Source organism: Sinorhizobium chiapasense, from assembly GCF_036488675.1.
GTDB classification, from domain to species: Bacteria; Pseudomonadota; Alphaproteobacteria; order Rhizobiales; family Rhizobiaceae; genus Sinorhizobium; species Sinorhizobium chiapasense.
This window is the reverse complement of sequence record NZ_CP133152.1, coordinates 1093398-1112950: the sequence shown is the minus strand read 5'-3', so window position 1 is coordinate 1112950 and position 19553 is coordinate 1093398. Positions and strand designations below refer to the sequence as shown.

Here is a 19553-nt window from a genome sequence, read left to right as displayed (position 1 = left end):
TAGCGGTGGATCGGGTTTATTCGTGTGAGCTCAGGGAATGAGCTTGGTATGAATTGCTATGTCTGAACCTATGTCCGAACATAGAACGTTCCATATGATCGAAGCCGTTGCGGGTCGCCTGGAGGGCGCGCCGCGAGAGGTTCGACGTTGGTCAAATGAGTTGAAGGCTCAGGCGGTAGCCGAAAGCATGGAGCCAGGTGCGAGCGTTTCTGCGATAGCGAGGCGCATAGGGATCGACCCATCGCAATTGTTCACGTGGCGGCGCAATGCCCGACTGAAAGCGGAGGCTGTTGTTGATACGGCTCGGGGCGAAAGCTCCACCGCGGACATCATGATCGGCGACGCTGTGATCCGGGTGAATGTCGCGATCGACGAGCCACATCTCGTCAGGCTGATCCGCGCGGTACGCTCTGCATGATACCGGCTGGTACGAAGGTGTTCTTGGCCAGTCATCCCGTTGACTTCCGCAAAGGTCCAGACAGTCTTTTGGCGCTGGTGCGTGATGCTGGAAGTGATCCCTTCAATGGCTCGCTCTACGTTTTCCGCGCCAAAAGAGCAGACAGAATAAAGATCGCCTGGTGGGATGGCTCAGGCGTCTGCCTATATTCGAAGCGGCTCGAAAAAAATCAGTTCGTCTGGCCGAAGATCGGACCGGCCCGCGTGCAGCTCAATCACGCGCAACTGCTTGCACTCGTTGACGGCATGGACTGGAAACGGGTCCGCTCGGCTACGGTGAAACGACCGGAATTTGTTGGGTAAAAGCCCTGCGGCAGAGTGAATCAGGCGGCTGAAACTGAGGGTAAATCTCGCCGAAACATGCTCTACATAAGGGCATGAAACCAGCCGATCTCGAGCTTCCTGATGACGTTGATGCGCTGAAAGCCATGGTCATGGCGATGGCAGCAAAGGCTGCGCGCGCCGATGTTCTGGAAGACGAAGTCGCTGATCTGAAGGCCCGCAATACGGACGCGGACGAACAGATCGCCAAGTTGAAGCTGATCCTCAAAGCTTTCAATCGATACAGGTATGGCCGCCGTTCGGAAAAGCAGGGCAAGTCCATCGAGGCAGACCTGGACGAACAGGGCGCGTTTGTCTTCGAAGAAATCGACATTGGCATTGCCGCGATTGAGGCGCTGGTTTCCAAGGGCCGCAATCCAGGCGCTGCAAAGCGTGCGCCGCGCCCGCGCAAGGGCTTCCCGCCGCACCTGGAGCGGGTCCATGTAGTCATCGAGCCGGACGAACTGCCCGAACACGCTGGCAAACAGAAGGTCCTGATCGGGGAAGATACCTCCGAGCGGCTTGATGTCATTCCGCCGAAGTTCCGGGTGATCGTCACCCATCGCCCGAAGTATGCCTTCAAGAACGAAGACGGCGTCATCCAGGCCTCAGCCCCGGCGCATATCGTCGAAAGCGGCATTCCGACGGAAGCGCTGCTCGCCTATATCGCGGTCTCCAAATATGGCGACGGGTTGCCGCTCTATCGACAGGAGGCGATCTTCCTGCGCGACCATGTCGAGGTCGAGCGCGGTATCATGGCGCGGTGGATGGGTAAGCTCGGGTTCGAACTCGAGATCCTCGCGGACTACACCTTCAGCCAGATCAAACGAGGTGAACGAATATTCGCCGACGAGACGACATTACCGACACTTGTTCCCGGATCGGGGTCGGCAAAGACAGCGTATTTATGGGCGTACGCGCGGGACGATCGACCGTTCGGCGGCAGTGGTCCGCCGATGGTGGCCTATCGTTTTGAAGACAGTCGATCCGGCGATTGTGTCGCGCGGCATCTCGAAGGCTATCGCGGTATCCTGCAAATCGACGGATACACTGCCTATAACCGTGTTGCCCGCCCCGACCGCGGAAACGACGGCGCTCTATTGGCAGGATGCTGGGCGCATGGTCGCCGTCGGTTTTACGAACTGCACGCGAACGACAGTTCCAAGGTGGCAACGGCGACAATCGAAAAGATGGGCGCACTTTGGTCGATTGAGGAAAAGGTGCGCGGACAAAGCCCCGATGTTCGCGCAGCCGCCCGCCAGGAGGCCTCCGCTGCAGTCGTTGCCGATCTCTACAAACTCTGGCAGGACACGCTGCCCCGCATCTCTGGAAAATCAAAGCTCGCCGAAGCCATTCGCTATGCCCTTCATCGACGGGAAGCCTTCGAACAGTTCCTCCATGACGGGCGCATCGAAATAGACTCCAACATTGTTGAGCGTGCAATCAGACCCCAGGCAATTGTTCGGAAGAACAGCCTATTTGCCGGAAATGCAGGGGGCGGAAGGACTTGGGCCACACTCTCTACGCTCATCCAGTCCGCCAAGATGAACGAAGTTGATCCGCTGGCCTGGCTGACGCAGACGCTTGAGCGTATCGCCGCAGGTTGGCCATCAAGCGATCTCGACGCTCTGATGCCCTGGAACTTCAAGAAGTAACGGCCTCACGTCACCGCTTACCAACGATGCCGCGCCAATGGTATTTCTGTCGCTTCGTTTCCCAACGCAATTGGATGAATTGCAATTGGCAGAAGCGAGTTTGCGCTGGTCGCGGAGTTCAAAATAAGCCACCAATGTCGGTTCAAAGGCGTGTACTCCCCGTTTTCCGACGCGATCGGCCAAGTGGGACTTGAAGACGGCTGGAGTAGGCGTGCTTTCCTTGCCATCGTGTAGCGATCGCTGGTGCCCCGCCGTCCTCCGGGCAGCAGACGCGCCTTCCTCCAGACGGATCGCGACGGGACCGACGATGACCTCGGGACGGCTGACATCGCCAACCAGCGGCTCGGCGTCGGACATCTGGACAACCATCCCGCGAACTCAACCGCATCCTCAGGTGCAGGAAGGATCAACTTGCCGTGCTGCGCCATCGTGCGCCACGACGACAGGTGGTTAGGCCTCAGCCCATAACGCTCCGCCACCTCATTCACCGTCGCGCCTGGCCGCAAACTCTCCGATACGATCCGCGCCTTGACCTCCGGCCATTGCCGATGATGGTCACCCGCAGCCTTGGCGGTTGTGAGAACCTCCAACGCGGTCTCCATGGAGAAACTCCCTTCGTTCTTCCATGGAAGGCCGATTACAGATCACGCCAGACAGGGCAACGTGGGGGCTAAACACCGGTTGCCTCTCGGGTTCCTTTCAACGGAGCCATTCTGCGCCGCCGAGGGCACAGTGCCCAAAGCGCTTCGGCATCGACCGCTGCCCAGCATTACTCTGTGACCAGCTCGGCGACGGTGTATCCCCGTCTGCACTGGTATGGATCGAAGCGGATGTTGTATAGCCCCCAGGGCGAGTAGGTCAGTTGAGCGGCATTATTCGAGAGGTTCAAGACGATCTTGTATTCGCCGGCGTCGGTGCGAATTTCGCAGCCTTCAAATGGGTGCGGCAAACCCGGCTCAAGTTCGGTTTCCGAGCCACGAACCGATCTGAGAAGAAATGAAGGTCGACGGCCGCCCTTCTCACGATCCATAAGGATGTCATGGACCGCGTCGATTTGTGCATGAAGGACTGCCAGCTCCTCGACCAGCTCCGGCGGGGTGGCGTCGTATGAGAATTCGGGAGAAAATTTGAAAGAAAAGTAAATAAGTCCGACGGCCCCGTGAATGATGGATGACCAAGCTTGTGCGCGGAACTCGGCTCGCGTCGTTTCTCGACCAACCGCCCCATCATGTTGCGTCAAACCGACGAAGGAGAACTGAGGCTTGCCGGCACTCCAACGCGACATTCGATCGATGGCATGGCCCTGATGTGTAGACATGTAGCCATCGAGTTCAAGGACCAACTCACTGCCTGAGGCAATCGGATAACAGTCATGGCTCAGCCAATCGATATGTTGGCTGTCGGCGTAGTCAGACATGATTCCGTCGAGATAGGCATTGTTGATGTGATTGCCGACGTGATTGATCCAAAGAGGTTTTCCTCCAGCGGCCCAGTCGCGCGCGATCACATCGACGTCGTCGGGCCGAAAGAACACCTCGTCATAGGTGATATCCTTGCCGTCGGGTTTGAGATTTGAAGGTTCGTCCATCAACGCAAAGGCCAGCAATTTTGGCTCACGCAGATCCAGTTCGAAGGCGGCGCGATCGATGACCAAAAAGCTTGGACCGGAATAGTCGATCCCGCGGGGTGCACGCACCATGTACAGGTCTCGTTTGACGGCCTCTTTCGTCCACTGGCCGGCATCCCCGCCGCCATTCACCACGAACAGGGTGTTGATCCCGCGCTCTTTCCAGAGGGCCATTTTCTCAAGAGGTTGCTGCCAAACGCCTTTGATGAAGAAAGAAGGCGCCTTTTCGTCGGGAGACTTCGCATACGCCTTCACCGCAGCGTGACTGCGCAGCGTCCAGGCGAAGTCGGTGATTGGCAGCAGGGACCCCAAGCGAAGCAGCTGGCGGCGACTAACCAGCATGGTGAAGGCCTTTCCCTCAGCACCTGAATCCAAACGACTCCAACAGCCGCTTGTAAAATGATTGTAGCGACGGTTTCCGCGCGGTGAGATTCCCAAAATGTGATTACCCCACTAAGTCGAAAGGACTGATCCGAGGCGAACGGCTTTGCGCTAGATTTAAATATTCCCTCGCAACTCATTGCTGAGGCCGAATCTAAGGGAGCTGTTCGACTTATCGCCATTCCAAGCGCGGCCTGATGCAGTGTCCAGGATGTTCGCAGATCTGATGGTGGAATCAGGAATTTCTCGTACAACCTCTTATTTCTGGCCGACCCTGCCTCAATTCGTGGGCAAGTGGCACAAACTCAGAGACGTGAATTATGACGGCCAAAGTAGAGAGAGAAAAGATAAGCTTAAATCGGTGGCCGGTCATTCTGTTTGTCGTTGCGATTGCAGTCCCGTGGATCTTTCCCATTGGTCCCCTTCGGATGTCGTCTTATCGTATAGTTTTACTATTTTCTGTCGTACCATGCATTTTTCATTGGCTAAGAGGTTACTCTGGGCAAATACGAGTAGTTGATATTCTCATCATTCTTTTCGCTTTTTGGAGGGGCCTGTCTTTAGTAGTCCTGCATGGTGCGGAAGCGATCCAATCCACAGGAGTGTCGCTCCTGGAAACCCTTGGGGCGTACTTCTTGGCGCGCTGCTGTGTTCGCAATGCCGACGATTTTCAAGCTTTCGTCAAGGTGTTGTTCGTGCTGGTCGCTGCGTTGCTGCCGCTGGCATTGCTTGAGACCGTCACTGGATGGAAAGCAACACTGAGAATATTTGGCGTATTACTTCCCACCTATCCCGAGGAACCGATGGGTCGCGCAGGTTTCTGGAGGGCTCAAGGGCCATTTGAGCACCCCATCTTGTTCGGAGTAGTTTGTAATGCCGGATTTGCTCTCGTGTTCCTGGTTCTGGGTTTCGGACGGCCACTTCTGGAGAAATGCTGCAAGGCCGGTGCGATCGCTTTTGCTGCGGCACTCTCCCTGTCTGCGGGACCTATCCTCGGTGTTGCGCTTCAGTGTCTATTGATCGCCTGGAAGCGGCTGGCTGACGCAATCGGACTGCAGTTGGTATGGCTGATGACGATTATCTTCTCAGCAATGGCCCTGGCTTTTAGCTGGATTACTGGCCGGCCACTCGTCGAATTAATCGGCAGGTTTACTTTCGACCCGATGTCCTACTGGTCGCGCAATTTGATATGGGAATACGGTTGGTCGTCGGTTTCAAATCATAGCTTGTTCGGAACAGGCCTTGGCAGATGGGACCGGCCCCACTGGATGGCCGCCAGCATAGATAATTTTTGGCTTTGCACGGCAGTCACGCACGGGCTCCCAGCCCTGGTTCTGATTGTCGGTTCGGTGGCGGTTTGCCTTGTGGCGGTCGGGTTGAAACGGGGGTTGGATGAGAGGCACAGGGCGTGTCGGTCTGCCTACCTCATCTCGATTGTGAGTTGCTCCGCCGTAGGCCAAACCGTGCACCTGTGGGACGGCCCCTTTGCTCTCTTCCTCTTTCTTCTCGGAAGCGGTATATGGCTTTTGGACGTCGATACCAGCGGTGCGCATCCATACCCTCAGAACCGTCGATCACGCAGTGGATATTCCAACCGCAGGCAAGCAGCCAACCCGAAGGCTGCGCCTTCGCGAGGATACACAGAAGGCCGTGTTACTCGCCAGGTACGGCGTGATGGAGGCTTGCCCGACGCTGCACAGCCACCATAGGTAGAACGGCATCAACATGATGCCTCCAAGCATTTCTGCTACGGCATGTTTTCTTAGATCGGAACCGATTCAAGGACAAAATCATGCAGCAATCAAAAGTGCTACAGCGCCTTTCGGACGATTAATCCGACACATATCCGGCCTGCTTGAGGTAGTTCCAGCATTCGGTTCTGCTGAAGGTCACAGACACTGCCGTTTGCCTTCCAGTGTGCGTCGAAGGGGTTCTAGCTGCGGCGGCGCGCAGGTGCGCCTTGAGCTTGGCGAGGGCCATGTCGATGGGGTTGAGATCTGGACTGTAGGTCGACAGAGTCAGGAACCAGGCGCCCCCGTCTCTAAGGCATTGTGTGGCTCGTGCACTCTTGGGGACGGCGAGGTTATCGTAAGCGGTCAGCCGATAACGTCACGCTTGAAGCTCCAGGGCATGAGTGCTTCGATTTCGGATGCTGGCCAGCGTTGAGCAATGCGGGTCAAGGTCTGGGAGAGCCAGTCGAGCGGATCGACGCGATTCATTTTGCAGGTTTGCAGCAAGGTGGCCACCGTCGCCCAGGTTCGTCCACCGCCCTCACTGCCGGCGAATAGACTATTTTTTCTGGTAATTGCCATCTACCGAACAGTCTGACCATGCCGGGCGAGAAGTTGTCGTCCACTATCGCTGGCATCCCTATTTCGGTCGTCGTCTGCGGCTGCACTATAGCGAGAACCGTAAGAAGGGGCAGTTTGTCCACGTTGAGGTCATGCCCGGCGTTGTGACGGCGATCGCAGCCTAGATGCTCGATGCGGCGTGCTGTGCTGGCATGGAATTGGGAACCCCTCGGGTCTCATTGCCGGCCCTTGTGGATCTGGATGACCTTTTACAGCACCGCGGAATGCGACGAACCTGTTCCGGCGAGCCGAATCTCGTCGAGGAACACCAAGAAGATCCGACGAATAGCTCTTGCCCATGATCCACCTCCAATCACGGTGAATAACAAATCTCGCCGAAAAGGAATCCCTCGATTCCGGATTTCGATCCGACGCTCTGGCGCGTCTGACAAGACGCGTAGCGCTGTAGGGTGCTTCGCATTCAAATATATTCACGCGAAGCGCTCTGCCTTCTTGTGTTAATGCTGTCGTACCGAAGAAACTTACCGCTTTTGGGTGACATGCACTACAGTCTTATCAGTCGCGCCGAGGCGCTTTGCCGCTCTGAATTGTTGCATGTTTTAACTTTAAGGGGATCATTTTAAGGAAAATGTACAGCAATGTAGATCGAATTATCTAAGAGAGATCTATTGATGATTGTGGTTCGAAACGTCTAACATTTGTTTTGTCGCAAGCGAAATACATGAGATTTTTGGATTAGAGAGTTTGATTAATATATCTCTATCTCGGAATTACGATTGAAATAGTCGTATATGTCTGTGCTTGCGACGAGTTCCACTATTCATCGTGGAGAGCGCAATGCCGAAAAATCCGAGAGTGTATCCTCACTGGCTTATCGCGCGGCCGGCATCGCACGGTTCAGCGGTCGGCCCGCGGCCGTTCTATCTCACTGCTAAACGCGGCTTCGACATCGTGGCAACATTGATGATCGGGCCACTCGCTTTGGCCATCGTCGGCGTCCTGGCGCTGCTCGTTCGTCTGGATGGCGAGAAGGCTTTCTTTTGCCAGCCACGCCTCGGCAAAGGAGGAAGGGTTTTCAATCTCTGGAAACTTAGGACCATGGTTCCAGACGCAGAGCGTAGGCTGGAGGAGTATCTGGAGGCCAATCCCTTGGCTCGCATCGAGTGGGATCGGACACAGAAGCTTCAAGATGACCCCCGCGTCACCACGCTCGGCAAATATCTGCGCAAGTATTCTCTCGATGAGTTGCCGCAGCTCTTGAATGTACTTCTTGGTGACATGAGCCTTGTTGGTCCGCGGCCGATGTTGCCGGAACAGCGGCCGAATTATCCTGGCAGTGCATACTTCACCTTACGTCCGGGGATAACCGGGCTCTGGCAGATCAGCGAGCGCAATATGTCGACGTTCGCCCAACGCGCAACATATGACACACGCTATGCTGGCATAATGTCCTTCGGCATTGATCTATCGATTCTGTCGAGGACCATCTTTGTTGTCTTGCGTGGGACGGGGTTTTGAGAGCCGTTCTCGCACGTATGAAATAGGGCATTGACTGACACTTGGCGCCAATACATCAGAGGAGGAGCGAGGACGGTTGTCGCCGCTCTCGTTCAGTGATCTGGCCAGCCCGTCCCGTCGGCTGAAGGATCGCTTGGAAAAAGATCATTTATCTTATAGGCAACTTCAGTCCGGTTTGTGGCCTTCACCTTCTTCATGATGTTACGGATATGGACCTTGACCGTGCTTTCCCGCAGGTTGAGCTCGTAAGCGATGATCTTGTTCGCCTTTCCGCGTCGCAGGGCCTCCACCACTTCGGCCTGACGCGCGGTGAACATGCCGGCCAGCGGGCGTGTGACCGGGTTGCCCGACTCGAGCACACGCCGCATCGCGAATACGCTGCTCGCAGGAACGAAGGTTCCACCGGCCACCGCAAGGTCGATCGCCTCGATACACACATCTATGCTGACCGAGGAAGGAATATAGCCCTTGGCGCCATACTCGAGTGCCTTCATTATCTGGGTGAGATCGTCCGTATCAGCCAGCACAATCACCGGTATCGGTTCGATCTCAGACGAAAGCCCCTTGATTTCCTCAGCGACAGCCGGGTCAACAATCTTTCTTCCTCCGACATTCAGCAGGATTGAGGATACAGGAGGGTATTGGTACTGTTGTTGCCGCCATTCCGCTATCGATCCGAATGCCAGGACGCGCATATCCGCCTTGTGGGCGACTATGCTTTGCGCGAGGCATTGGCGATCAAGCGCCCGACCATCGATTATCACAAGCAAGCGTTCTGACGAGAGGAATTGTCCTGCGCGTGTGTTGATGTCGTCGTCATTTTCCACCGGAATTTCATCTTGTATATCTTTTCCATTGGTTATCAATTTCACAGTTATATCCCCCCATAGCAATCTCCGTCGCAATCGCATTCGAAATGTCGGCATTGCGTGTTTGCACGACATCCAACTTGGAGATTTCAACTGAAACGCGGCGAATATACGCAGCCATTAAAAACAAATTTAACTACATAAGGCATCACTTAATATATGGTGGGCCCCTGTTGCCCAGAGCCTCGACCTTCCTCCCTAGGAAGATCCAAACCAACGCTGCCAGTCTGCCCTATTCCAATGTAGGTTAAAGACCCCCAAAATCTAATAGTAGACGTACCTCTTTCGTCGTACGGCTGCACATTCGCCGGTGCGCAGCTGGGTTAGGTAAATTACTGCGGCTCCTCGAGCTCGGCGAGTTCATAACAGTGGCCAACTGGCACGTCGTGCATGGTCCACGTCCTCCGAGGCGACAGTGGTTGAGTGTACATACAAAAGCAAAATCTAATAAATTGTAGTCTACTACAACAACCTTGAGGACGAAACGACCAAATTGGGTGCGGGTAGTGAAAAAAGGAGTATCGCGTACGTGTGCGATCAGATGTACATCTCATAGCTGATACATCTGTAGTATATGTGTGCAATACACTAACACTTTTTGTGCAGGTGCCACCGCGATAGCTCGTCCCCGAGGGCCGATGTTAAGGCGCGGTCTTGTCGACCTTAACCATCGAGGATACCTGTCCGCCGGCCCACATACGTCACCTTGACACATGGCGGATGAACTCGAATTTTGATCTAAACGCCTACCGGCTTCGTGGTAATGCCTCTCGTTCTTTGATCCGGCATCGGGCGCAGCGTATCGGTAATGATATTCGACCGTCTTGGCTCAGCGGCAAGGTACGCTCCGGTGCGCCGTCGACGGCCGAAGGCGGTACCCGCATAACAAGCAGGGCAGCGCTCCCGCAATCACGCCCCTCAATTTGCGTTACAGGAGCGAACAGCCTGAACTACTCCCTTTGATCAGGTTTTCCGCTGCCTCATATGCGTACACTCTTGAGTTTATGGCGCAGCCTTCGATGGACGCGGCCGCGCTACCCCTTGAGCGAACCCGATCACTGAATTCGAGCTTCAGACCTGTCGATGGACACGAACCGCAAGCCGGCAGAAGAGAAATAGGATGTCCGCAGTCAGCACCCGCAGACGCGTATTGGTCCAACTTAACAGCGCTGGTATCGGCGGAACCGAGTTCAATGCCGTCGATCTTGCGGCCGGAGTTGTCGAGCACGGCTACGATTCCATCCTTGTCGCTCCGAAGGATACGTTCAGACCAGGCCCGTCACTCTTAGAGGTGGCTAAGGAGCGAGGCTTCGACATAGAGCTTTTCGACAGACCCCAAAGTACATTCGAGGGCGCGCGGACGATGCGGCATCTCGCTGACAAGCATCGCGTCGACGTTGTTCATGTTTATGGTTCCTGGAGTCAGCGCCCAGCATATTGGGGGCCATGCTTTCTTGGTCTTCGCCCCCTCGTCATGACGATCTATGAAATGAAGGTAAACGCTGATACCGCCGGGGCTGGCATGGAACTGATTATCGGTACGGGCTACCTACTCGACGGCATTCAGGGCCGTCGCGGCGGCGTGCACCTTATCAGCCCTCCTGTCGACCTCGAGAGGGATACGCCGAATGCCGTCGATGATGCTCCGTTCCTTGCGCGTTATCGAATTCGCAACGATCTCCCGCGTGTGGTAATCGTCAGCCGGCTCGACAATGACCTCAAAGCGCTTAGCGTCGAGTTGGCGATGCGTGCTTGCAGCCAACTCGCGGACACGGGGGTGCAACTCATAATCGTGGGGCGCGGGAATGCCGAAGATAGGCTCCTTGCGATGGCGAGCGCAATCAACGCTGCCCGTGGCAGGCCGATCGTTCACATGGTCGGGCCATTGGCAGATCCGCGACCAGCATACGCGTGTGCTGACATCGTTGTCGGCATGGGTGGCTCGGCTGCCCGCGGGCTAGCATTCGGCAAGCCTCTGATCGTTGCTGGGGAGTTTGGATGGTTCAAGACCTTTGCCCCTGACACGGAAGCCGCTCTCTTCCGCAACAGCTTTTGGAGCGATGTCATCTCACCGCAGCCCGTAGCAGATCTTGTGCAGGCCCTAGAGGCGCTACTTTGCTCGCCTGAAAAGCGTATCAACCTCGGTCGACGGGGTCGAATTTTCGCCGCGCAGAATTTCGGACTGAAGCAGATGTCCGCGAAGCTCGCGCAGGTTTACAGCCGCGCCCTTGAAACCTATGGCCCGCGCCACTGGCTGTCGGATATCCCGTTAGAATTGGGTTTCCTCGGCCGACGGTTCACATCGCGACGGGGATATCGGCCGCTCATGCTCCATAGCCCGCCGGTACAGAGCCGGCACCTATAGGTCGCAGCAGAGGAATCCTAGATGCAGGTGACAAATGCAGAATACCGATTATACGGCGTTGATCCGCACTTTTAACTCGGAGCAAACGCTGCCGGAAACGCTGGCCTCCCTCGGGCGGCAATCTCTGCCGCCACGCGAGTATGTTTTCGTCGATTCGGGGTCAGTTGATCGCACGCTCGATATTTTGCCGGCTGGTTCCAAAGTTCATCGATATGCTTCGGGAAAATTCAACTACTCAATCGCCTTGAATGAAGGTATTAATCTTGTAAAAACAAAATACACGCTCGTAATAAGTTCGCATACATCCCTTTTGAACAAGGAAGCTTTGCGCGCGGCCATCGAATTTTTGCACAGACGGAGTGACGTCCCCGCTGCATATTTTGTTCAAAAATTATCCGAACTTATCGAATTTGATATAATCACAGAAGAAAACTTTACCGGCTTCAATGGCGTCTGGAACACGTGTGCTCTGTACGATACGCACCTGTTGAAACAAAGGCCATTCAGACCAGAGGTGTTCTCGGCAGAGGATCAAGAATGGTCAAAGTGGTTACTTTCGTCTGGGAAATATATCGTAAGAGTATCTGGCGCTGGCATGTCTTACAATAATCCGCTAAGGAACAGGTTCAGGAAACGATTGAATGAAGAGTTGGCTGTTGCATTGTTCGTTAAAGACGAAATGCTGAGATTTCCATATATTGCCAGAGTGATATACAGAATTATCAGACCGATATCGAACAATGAAGAAAGGCTATTTCAGGCTGCGCTGTTGTATAACCTGCTGAAGCTTAATTATTCGGGCAGGAAATTCCCGTAACTGCTGGTACATTGCGAGCATGATTCTGCTGCCAGATACCCGACGCAATTGTAAGTGCAGAGCAACGGATCATTTCGCGTTCAACAAATCTGCGTAAATCTGTCTGACGTCGTCCTGCTCACGTTCCAGCGAATACTCTGAGAGAATAAACTTGGACGCCTTGAAACCCTGTCCTTGGCACCAGCCGGGCTGGGCATTTTCCTGCGTTATCGCATGCTCGACCGCCCGCGCAAACCCGAGGATGTCACCTGCCTCGACGGCGGTACTGAAATCCGAGCGGAAAAATTCTCGTCCCCCAAAGCCATGGTAGCCGACCACGTAGTTCCCGCAGGCCATTGCTTCGGCAGGCGGCAGGCCCAGACCCTCCTGGTGGGAGAAGGCCAAGAAGATCTTCGTCTTCTGCAATTGCGCGGCGACTTCTGTCTGAGAGATACGGTCCAGCGGCACAACCTCCCAGCTATCCAGAAGACCGCGCCCGCGCAAAAGTTCGAGCACCTTGTGAGCGTCTGCAGGCATCCTGCGTGGCATATAGGCAATGCGGTTTGCTCTGGGGCCGTCGACGACGTGAAACGTCCCTGCATCGATGCCGACGTGGAGCCTGCGAACGTCGACATGCTCAAAAGCGTAGCTGAGGGCCTCTTGATTGTGCTGGGAGACTGCAATGACCCCCAACAAGCCGCTGCCTTGGGTGTAGTGCTTCGCGATGTGACGCGCCGTTTCTTTCCAAGTGAGGTGCACATTCTGGTTGAATATTATATATTCGATGCCGGGGGATAGGCGATCCAGGATGTCAACGCACACTTCCGGGATCACGAGAGTATCTCCCTGTAGGACGGTGATATCCCCGACGTATGCGATACGGCTTCGATTTTCGAACCAAGTGCAGCGGAACCCCCGTCGCTGATGCAGCACAAATGCGTCCATTCCGGCAGAATTCAGCACGTCGACGTGCCGGTATATTACTCTGATTCCGCCGGAGGGCTGCTGATAGTCGGGAGTCAGGAAGTAAACAGTGGGCCTCACCGAGGGCTGAAGCCCAGTGACGACGCGCATTCGACCCCGCCAAGCTTGTCTTAGCGCCGCGATTTGCTGAAGTGCGCCGGTCGCGACTTCTGCGGATAAATCTAATGCCGCACGATACGTCATCATCACTCGCGTCAATCCATCCCTCGAGAAAACCAGTATATTCGTCGGGATAACACCGGACCACATCCCCAAACGTTGGACGTGTTGCATCTAACGGGCGATATTTCCTACGCCCGACTATGGTCGTCCGTGGGCGCAGAGAGCCAAACGGGAACAGGTCGCGCCAGAGCTTTGCAGGTTCAGACTGCGAATACGGATGTCCTCACTGGAGGAGTTCGTCTCGTCGCTGGCAGAAGCATGTCGAAGCCGGCCCCCTGCATGATGACTATTTTTGGGCTAACGCCGAGAAGCAATCCGGTGCAACCGGGGAGAGCTGCGCCGCGAAATCATCAAAGTTACGCAACCGGCTACCTCTTTCGACGGTTTAAATACTTAATATTGTTTTCTTTACTGCTTGGCCGAAAAGGAATTCCTTGGACAACGAACGCTCGGCTCTCTGCCCCTATCACAAGATGCACGAGAGGGGCCACCTGACCAGGTTCGCACGAATTCAGCAGCCGCTAGAAGAAGATAGGGGCTTGTCGGCATGATTGCGTCCGATGTCACGCTGCAAGACGGTGTCGTTATTCATCATCCGGATCTCGTCAATCTCTATGGTTGTGCTGTCGGCGCGGGCACGCGGATCGGCACTTTCGTGGAAATTCAGAAGAACGCGGCGATCGGCCGGAACTGCAAGATTTCCAGCCATTCCTTCATCTGCGAGGGGGTGACGCTTGAGGACGGCGTCTTCGTCGGCCATGGCGTCATGTTCACCAACGACATCTATCCGCGGGCTGTCAATGCCGACGGGGGTCTTCAGTCGGAGGCCGACTGGACCGTCGTGACGACACGGGTCAAGCGCCGCGCCTCCATCGGCAGCAATGCCACCATTCTGGCCGGGGTCACGATCGGGGAGGCCGCCCAGGTGGGGGCCGGCGCCGTGGTGACCAAGGATGTACCAAGCTTCGCGATCGTTGCCGGCGTGCCCGCCCGGATCATCGGGCGCGTCAAGGATGCCACGATCGAGACTGCGGAGGCGTGAGATGATCGGCGTTGCTGTCGTCGGATACGGTTACTGGGGACCAAACCTCGTGCGCAACTTCTGGGAAACGCCCGGTGCGCGCCTCGTCTCCGTGTGCGATCTGCGCAGGGATCGATTGGCGACGGTCCAGACCCGTTACCCGGCCGTTGACATCACGGACGATTTTGAAGAGGTCCTTCGCGACCCGCGCGTCGATGCCGTTGCAATCGCAACTCCAGCTTCCGCGCATTTCAAGCTCGCCATGAAGGCGCTGATGGCCGGCAAGCATGTCCTCGTCGAAAAGCCGATGGCAGCAACGTCGGACGAGGCACGTCGTATGGTCGAGGAGGCTGCGCGCCGCCGCCTCGTGCTCGCCGTCGACCACACCTTCGTGCATACGGGCGCCGTCCGCAAGATGCGAGAGCTCGTCGAAGACGGGCTCGGCGACGTCTATTACTACGACTCGGTCAGGGTCAATCTCGGCCTCTTCCAGCACGACGTCAGCGTCATCTGGGACCTTGCCGTGCACGATCTGTCGATCATGGACTACGTGCTGCCGGAACGGCCGGTGGCAGTGTCGGCCACGGGCATGAGCCATATTACCGGGGAGCCGGCAAACATCGCCTATCTCAATCTCTTCTTCGAAAGCCAGCTGATCGCTCACATCCACGTCAACTGGCTCGCCCCGGTCAAGGTACGCCGGACGCTGATCGGCGGCAGCAGCAAGATGATCCTCTACGACGACCTGGAGCCCAGCGAGAAGATCAAGGTTTATGACAAGGGGATAACGCTGAGCGGCAATTCGCAGAAGAATGGCGAGAAGGTCTACCAGATGCTGGTCGGCTATCGCACCGGCGATATGTATGCCCCCCACCTCAATGTCGCCGAGGCGCTCGGCATCGAACTGCGCCAGTTCATCGATTGCATCGAGCGAAATGAAAAGCCGGTCGCCGACGGAAATGCCGGGCTGCGCGTGGTGAGAATCCTCGAAGCCGCCACCCAGTCGCTCGCCGAGCGCGGTCGGGTCGTCGAACTGGAGCATATGAGGCGCATCGCATGATCCCCTTCCTCGACCTCAGGGCGCAATATGCATCAATCAAGGACGAGATCGATGCGGCGGCGCTGCGCGTGCTCGCGTCGGCGCAATATGTTCTGGGCGACGAGGTCGCGCAGCTTGAACGGGAATTCGCGGCCTATTGCGGCACGCGGCACGCGATCGCCGTCAACACGGGCACGAGTGCCCTCCATCTTGCGCTGCTTGCGCTTGGCGTGGGACCTGGCGACGAGGTCATCACCGTACCATTCACTTTCGTCGCCACGGTTTCGGCGATCTGCTACACGGGCGCATTGCCGGTCTTCGTCGATGTCGAGCCGGTGACGCTGACCATGGATGCGACGAAGATCGAGGCTGCAATCACGCCCCGAACCAAGGCGATCGTGCCGGTCCATCTCTACGGACAAATGGCCGACATGAACGCCATCAAGGCGATCGCCGACCGGCATGGCGTAGCCATCATCGAGGATGCCTGTCAGGCCCACGGCGCCGAATACAAGGGTCGCCGCGCCGGAAGCATCGGGGTATCGGGCTGCTTCAGTTTCTATCCGGGAAAGAACCTGGGCGCCTGCGGCGAAGGTGGCATCGTCGTTACCAGCGATGATAGCCAGGCGCGCACGATGCGCATGCTCAGGGATTGGGGTCAGGAAAGCCGGTATCACCACGTGCTCAAGGGCTTCAATTATCGGATGGACGGTATCCAGGGGGCTATCCTGCGGGTGAAGCTCAGGCATCTCGACGCTTGGACGCAAGCGCGCCGTTCCCATGCGGCGCGCTACTCGGCGCTGCTCGCGGGATCCGACCATGTGAAGGCGCCTGTTGAGCTCGCTGACCGGCGTCATGTCTACCACATCTATGCCGTCCGCTGCCGGGATCGCGAGGCGCTGCAGCAAGCCCTCAGCATTGAGGGCATACAGTTCGGCCTGCACTATCCCATTCCGGTGCATCTGCAGAAGGCCCATGCCGACCTTGGTTACGCGCCAGGCGATTTTCCGAGATCGGAGGCGGCCGCCCGGTCGGTTCTCTCGCTCCCGATCTATCCGGAAATGACGGTCCGGCAGGTCGAGCAGGTGCTGTCGGTGGTGGAGCAGGAGGCCCATGTCCACTGAGCGCTCTCCGATCCGGGTCGTCCAGGCGGTGCATGGCCGCCGTGAAGCCGTTGCCGATCCGAGCTATCAGGCGGCGCTCGCCGAGGAACTGAGGCAATCCTACGGCACGGCGGGGTTGGTCGAGCTCTACGGCCGCTTCATGGCTGGCGATGGCTTCGTCGACCTGCTGATGCGCAAATCGATCTGGCAAAGCGTCGCGAAGAGTTGCGGCTGCGGCCTGCAGGTCGGCAGCGGCGCAGGCTTCAAGCATCCCGAAACGTTCGAGATCGGCAACAGCGTCTTCATCGGCGCGCAGGCCTGTGTCCAGGGCCGTCACGACGGCAGATGCATAATTGGCGACAATGTCTGGATCGGGCCGCAAGCCTTCCTCGACGCGCGCGATCTTGTCATCGAGGAGTTCGTCGGATGGGGCCCGGGAGCCAAGATTCTTGGATCGAGCCACACCGGCATTCCCGTCGATGTGCCGATCATCCGCACCGACCTCGAAATCAAGCCGGTTCGCATCGGCGCGTGGGCCGATATCGGGACCAACGCGACGATATTGCCGGGCGTCACGATCGGCAAAGGCGCCGTCGTGGGGGCGGGGGCAGTGGTCGTCTCCGACGTTGAGCCCTTTGCGGTTGTTGCGGGCGTGCCCGCGAAATTCCTGCACTGGCGAACCGATAGCACGCCAGTGAAACCATGAACGAAGGGGCGGCGATGAAAGACAAGCGGATTCTGATCACGGGAGGCGCAGGCCTCATAGGCTCGCACATTGCCGATCTCGTCGCGCGCGAAGGGCCACGGGAAATTTTGATCCTCGACAATTTCGTGCGTGGCCGCCGCGAAAATCTCCGTGAGGCGGCGAGCACTGGCCCGGTCAGGATCATCGAAGGCGACATCAGGGACCGTGCGCTTCTAGCGAGGTCGTTCGAAGGCGTGGACATCGTGTTCCATCAGGCGGCGATTCGCATCACCCAATGCGCCGAGGAACCAAGGCTCGCCTTCGATGTCCTGGCGCAAGGCACGTTCGATGTGCTCGAGGCGGCGGTCGCAGCCGGTGTGTCGAAGGTGATCGCAGCCTCCTCGGCCTCCGTGCTCGGCCTTGCCGAGAGTTTCCCGACCACGGAGGAGCACCATCCCTACAACAACCGCACGATCTATGGCGCGGCCAAGGCATTCAACGAGGGGCTGCTGCGCAGTTTCGCCGAGATGTACGAGCTCAACTATGTCGCACTGCGCTACTTCAACGTCTACGGTCCGCGCATGGATGTTTACGGCGCCTATACGGAAGTCCTGATCCGCTGGATGGAGCGCATTGCGACGGGACGAGCGCCGATCATCTTCGGCGACGACACGCAGACTTTGGATTTCGTGCATGTGCGCGATATCGCGCGGGCCAATCTCATGGCTGCAAAGTCGGATGTAACGGACGAGGTGTTCAACGTCGCAAGCGGCGTGGAAACAAGTCTGCGGGAGCTGGCACAACTGCTCACCCGCGTCATGGGGCTCTCGCTCGAACCGCAGCTTGAACCGGCGCGCAAAGTGAACGCCGTCACGCGCCGGCTTGCGGACACAAGCAAAGCAGCGCGGCTCCTGGGGTTCAAGACAGAGATCACGCTCGATGAGGGATTGCGCGATCTCGTCGCCTGGTGGCGGCGCGAGCGGGCGTCGACGGGAGGTGAGGCGGCATGAGCGAGGCACCTCGTCAGATCCCGGTCGCCAGACCCGTTCTCGATGAACGGGAAGTCGAGGCGGTCAGGCGGGTCATACTTTCAGGATGGGTGACGCAAGGCCCGGAGGTCGCAGCATTCGAACGCGAGTTCGCCGCCTTCGTTGGGGCGGCCCATGCATGCGCGGTCTCGAACTGCACAACGGCGCTCCATCTGGCCCTGCGTTGCGTCGGCGCCGGTGCCGGCGATGAAGTGATCACAGTCAGCCATTCGTTCATCGCGACAGCGAATGCCATCCGATATTGCGGGGCGCTACCGGTCTTCGTGGACATCGAATCCGGCGGCTACAACATGGATCCGGATCTGGTCGAGGCCGCGATCACGCCGCGCACAAGGGCAATCGTCTGCGTGCACCAACTCGGCATGCCCTGCGATCTTCGCCGCATCCTTGAAATCGGCAAACGCCACTCCATCCCGGTTATCGAAGATGCCGCCTGTGCTGCCGGCAGCGAGATACTGTGGAACGGGCACTGGCAAAGAATCGGTAAGCCGCACGGGGATATCGCTTGCTTCTCATTCCATCCGCGCAAGGTCGTTACCACGGGCGACGGCGGCATGCTGACGACGGCAAGTGACGAATACGACCGAAAGTTCCGGCTGTGGCGCCAGCACAGCATGAGTGTTCCAGATACCGTCCGGCACGGCGCGAAGCAGGTGATCTCAGAGGATTATCCGGAAATCGGTTACAACTACCGCATGACCGACGTCCAGGCGGCGATCGGCCGGGAGCAGCTGAAGCGGCTTCCTGCTCTCGTCAAGCGGCGAAGGGCACTTGCCAGGCGGTACACCAGGCGCCTTTCCGGAGTTGCGGGACTGCAGACGCCGGTTGAGCCCCACTGGGCCCGGAGCAATTGGCAGAGCTATTGTGTGACATTGCCCAGCTGGATCGACCAGCGGCAGATGATGCAGGCCCTGCTCAATCGCGGCATCTCAACCCGCCGCGGCGTCATGAACATCCACCTGGAGGAAGCCTACGCCGGAAGCGACACGCACAGGGCCGCCACGAGCCTGGCGCGAAGCGTCGCGGCCCAACAGCAATCGGTGATCTTGCCGTTCTTCGCGCAGATGACCGACGTGGATGTGGCGCGGGTCGTCGAGGAGCTTCTTTCGATTCCCGCGATCTCCGAACCCGCAGCGCTGCGGGCGGTATGACGTCGTCGCGATGTCACTTGGCTCCTGCATGTTTCCGTAAATCGTAGCTGATTTAAGGC

17 protein-coding genes and 3 pseudogenes are annotated in these 19553 nt (G+C 57.3%); 13 read left to right on the top strand and 7 right to left on the bottom strand.

Translation table 11 applies throughout. The features are described from left to right. The first annotated feature begins 94 nt into the window (after positions 1–94). From RB548_RS29805 to tnpC, 3 genes are all read left to right on the top strand, one after another. Positions 95–418, top strand: coding sequence for a transposase (locus RB548_RS29805; protein WP_040669324.1), 324 nt, complete (start codon positions 95–97; stop codon positions 416–418). Between the two features lie 23 nt (positions 419–441). Beyond that, positions 442–759 (top strand): IS66 family insertion sequence element accessory protein TnpB, encoded by a 318-nt coding sequence (gene tnpB / locus RB548_RS29800; protein ID WP_158539472.1) that lies wholly within the window; start codon positions 442–444, stop codon positions 757–759. Positions 760–833: 74 nt separating this feature from the next. Beyond that, positions 834–2432: an IS66 family transposase gene (gene tnpC / locus RB548_RS29795; RefSeq protein ID WP_331371316.1), complete on the top strand. Its 1599-nt coding sequence runs from the start codon at positions 834–836 to the stop codon at positions 2430–2432. On the opposite strand, the gene RB548_RS29790 is transcribed toward tnpC, so the two are convergent. The 3 genes and pseudogenes from RB548_RS29790 to RB548_RS29780 form a co-directional block, all read right to left on the bottom strand. After that, on the bottom strand, positions 2388–2789 hold the full coding sequence (locus RB548_RS29790) for a hypothetical protein (RefSeq protein WP_331377196.1): 402 nt from the start codon (positions 2787–2789) through the stop codon (positions 2388–2390). The two genes, tnpC and RB548_RS29790, sit on opposite strands and share 45 nt — an antisense overlap. Positions 2790–2884: 95 nt before the next feature. Further along, positions 2885–3034, bottom strand: a pseudogene (locus RB548_RS29785) (transposase); the annotation flags it as partial. 167 nt (positions 3035–3201) lie between these two features. Further along, entirely contained in the window at positions 3202–4401 is a 1200-nt protein-coding gene (locus tag RB548_RS29780; RefSeq protein ID WP_331375991.1) for a hypothetical protein, read from the bottom strand. A gap of 359 nt (positions 4402–4760) precedes the next feature. Between RB548_RS29780 and RB548_RS29775 the strand changes: the two genes are divergently transcribed. Then, positions 4761–6149 carry an O-antigen ligase domain-containing protein gene (locus RB548_RS29775; RefSeq protein ID WP_331375990.1) on the top strand — a complete coding sequence of 463 codons (1389 nt, stop codon included), beginning with the start codon at positions 4761–4763 and terminating at the stop codon, positions 6147–6149. A 121-nt stretch (positions 6150–6270) separates the two neighbouring features. Here the strand turns inward: RB548_RS29775 and RB548_RS32320 are convergent. Both RB548_RS32320 and RB548_RS29770 read right to left on the bottom strand, forming a co-directional pair. Next, a pseudogene (locus RB548_RS32320) lies at positions 6271–6528 on the bottom strand (IS630 family transposase); the annotation flags it as partial. A gap of 8 nt (positions 6529–6536) precedes the next feature. Next, positions 6537–6749: pseudogene (locus RB548_RS29770) on the bottom strand (transposase domain-containing protein); the annotation flags it as partial. An 840-nt stretch (positions 6750–7589) separates the two neighbouring features. Between RB548_RS29770 and RB548_RS29765 the strand changes: the two are divergent. After that, complete coding sequence (locus RB548_RS29765) at positions 7590–8270, top strand: sugar transferase (RefSeq protein WP_331375989.1); 681 nt, start codon at positions 7590–7592, stop codon at positions 8268–8270. Between the two features lie 92 nt (positions 8271–8362). Here RB548_RS29765 and RB548_RS29760 read toward each other — a convergent pair whose 3' ends face one another. Then, complete coding sequence (locus RB548_RS29760; RefSeq protein WP_408642505.1) at positions 8363–9148, bottom strand: LuxR C-terminal-related transcriptional regulator; 786 nt, start codon at positions 9146–9148, stop codon at positions 8363–8365. A 1111-nt stretch (positions 9149–10259) separates the two neighbouring features. Between RB548_RS29760 and RB548_RS29755 the strand changes: the two genes are divergently transcribed. Together RB548_RS29755 and RB548_RS29750 are read left to right on the top strand one after the other, a co-directional pair. Beyond that, a complete protein-coding gene (locus RB548_RS29755; RefSeq protein ID WP_331375988.1) occupies positions 10260–11504 on the top strand; it encodes a glycosyltransferase family 4 protein in 1245 nt (414 codons plus the stop codon). Between the two features lie 34 nt (positions 11505–11538). Next, positions 11539–12321, top strand: coding sequence for a glycosyltransferase family 2 protein (locus tag RB548_RS29750; RefSeq protein WP_331375987.1), 783 nt, complete (start codon positions 11539–11541; stop codon positions 12319–12321). A 69-nt stretch (positions 12322–12390) separates the two neighbouring features. Here RB548_RS29750 and RB548_RS29745 read toward each other — a convergent pair whose 3' ends face one another. Next, entirely contained in the window at positions 12391–13134 is a 744-nt protein-coding gene (locus RB548_RS29745; protein WP_331375986.1) for a glycosyltransferase, read from the bottom strand. Positions 13135–13993: 859 nt separating this feature from the next. Between RB548_RS29745 and RB548_RS29740 the strand changes: the two genes are divergently transcribed. Genes RB548_RS29740 through RB548_RS29715 form a run of 6 tightly spaced genes read left to right on the top strand, consistent with a single transcriptional unit; the run spans position 13994 to position 19494 of the window. Beyond that, positions 13994–14488 carry an acyltransferase gene (locus RB548_RS29740; RefSeq protein ID WP_331375985.1) on the top strand — a complete coding sequence of 165 codons (495 nt, stop codon included), beginning with the start codon at positions 13994–13996 and terminating at the stop codon, positions 14486–14488. A gap of 1 nt (position 14489) precedes the next feature. Continuing rightward, positions 14490–15527 carry a Gfo/Idh/MocA family protein gene (locus RB548_RS29735; RefSeq protein ID WP_331375984.1) on the top strand — a complete coding sequence of 346 codons (1038 nt, stop codon included), beginning with the start codon at positions 14490–14492 and terminating at the stop codon, positions 15525–15527. Beyond that, a complete protein-coding gene (locus tag RB548_RS29730) occupies positions 15524–16630 on the top strand; it encodes a DegT/DnrJ/EryC1/StrS family aminotransferase (RefSeq protein ID WP_331375983.1) in 1107 nt (368 codons plus the stop codon). The genes RB548_RS29735 and RB548_RS29730 overlap by 4 nt, the downstream gene beginning before the upstream one ends. Continuing rightward, complete coding sequence (locus RB548_RS29725) at positions 16620–17315, top strand: acyltransferase (RefSeq protein WP_331375982.1); 696 nt, start codon at positions 16620–16622, stop codon at positions 17313–17315. Before RB548_RS29730 ends, RB548_RS29725 begins: the two co-directional genes overlap by 11 nt. A 14-nt stretch (positions 17316–17329) precedes the next feature. After that, positions 17330–18304: an SDR family oxidoreductase gene (locus RB548_RS29720; protein ID WP_331375981.1), complete on the top strand. Its 975-nt coding sequence runs from the start codon at positions 17330–17332 to the stop codon at positions 18302–18304. After that, positions 18301–19494: a DegT/DnrJ/EryC1/StrS family aminotransferase gene (locus RB548_RS29715; protein ID WP_331375980.1), complete on the top strand. Its 1194-nt coding sequence runs from the start codon at positions 18301–18303 to the stop codon at positions 19492–19494. Before RB548_RS29720 ends, RB548_RS29715 begins: the two co-directional genes overlap by 4 nt. Positions 19495–19553 lie beyond the last annotated feature (59 nt).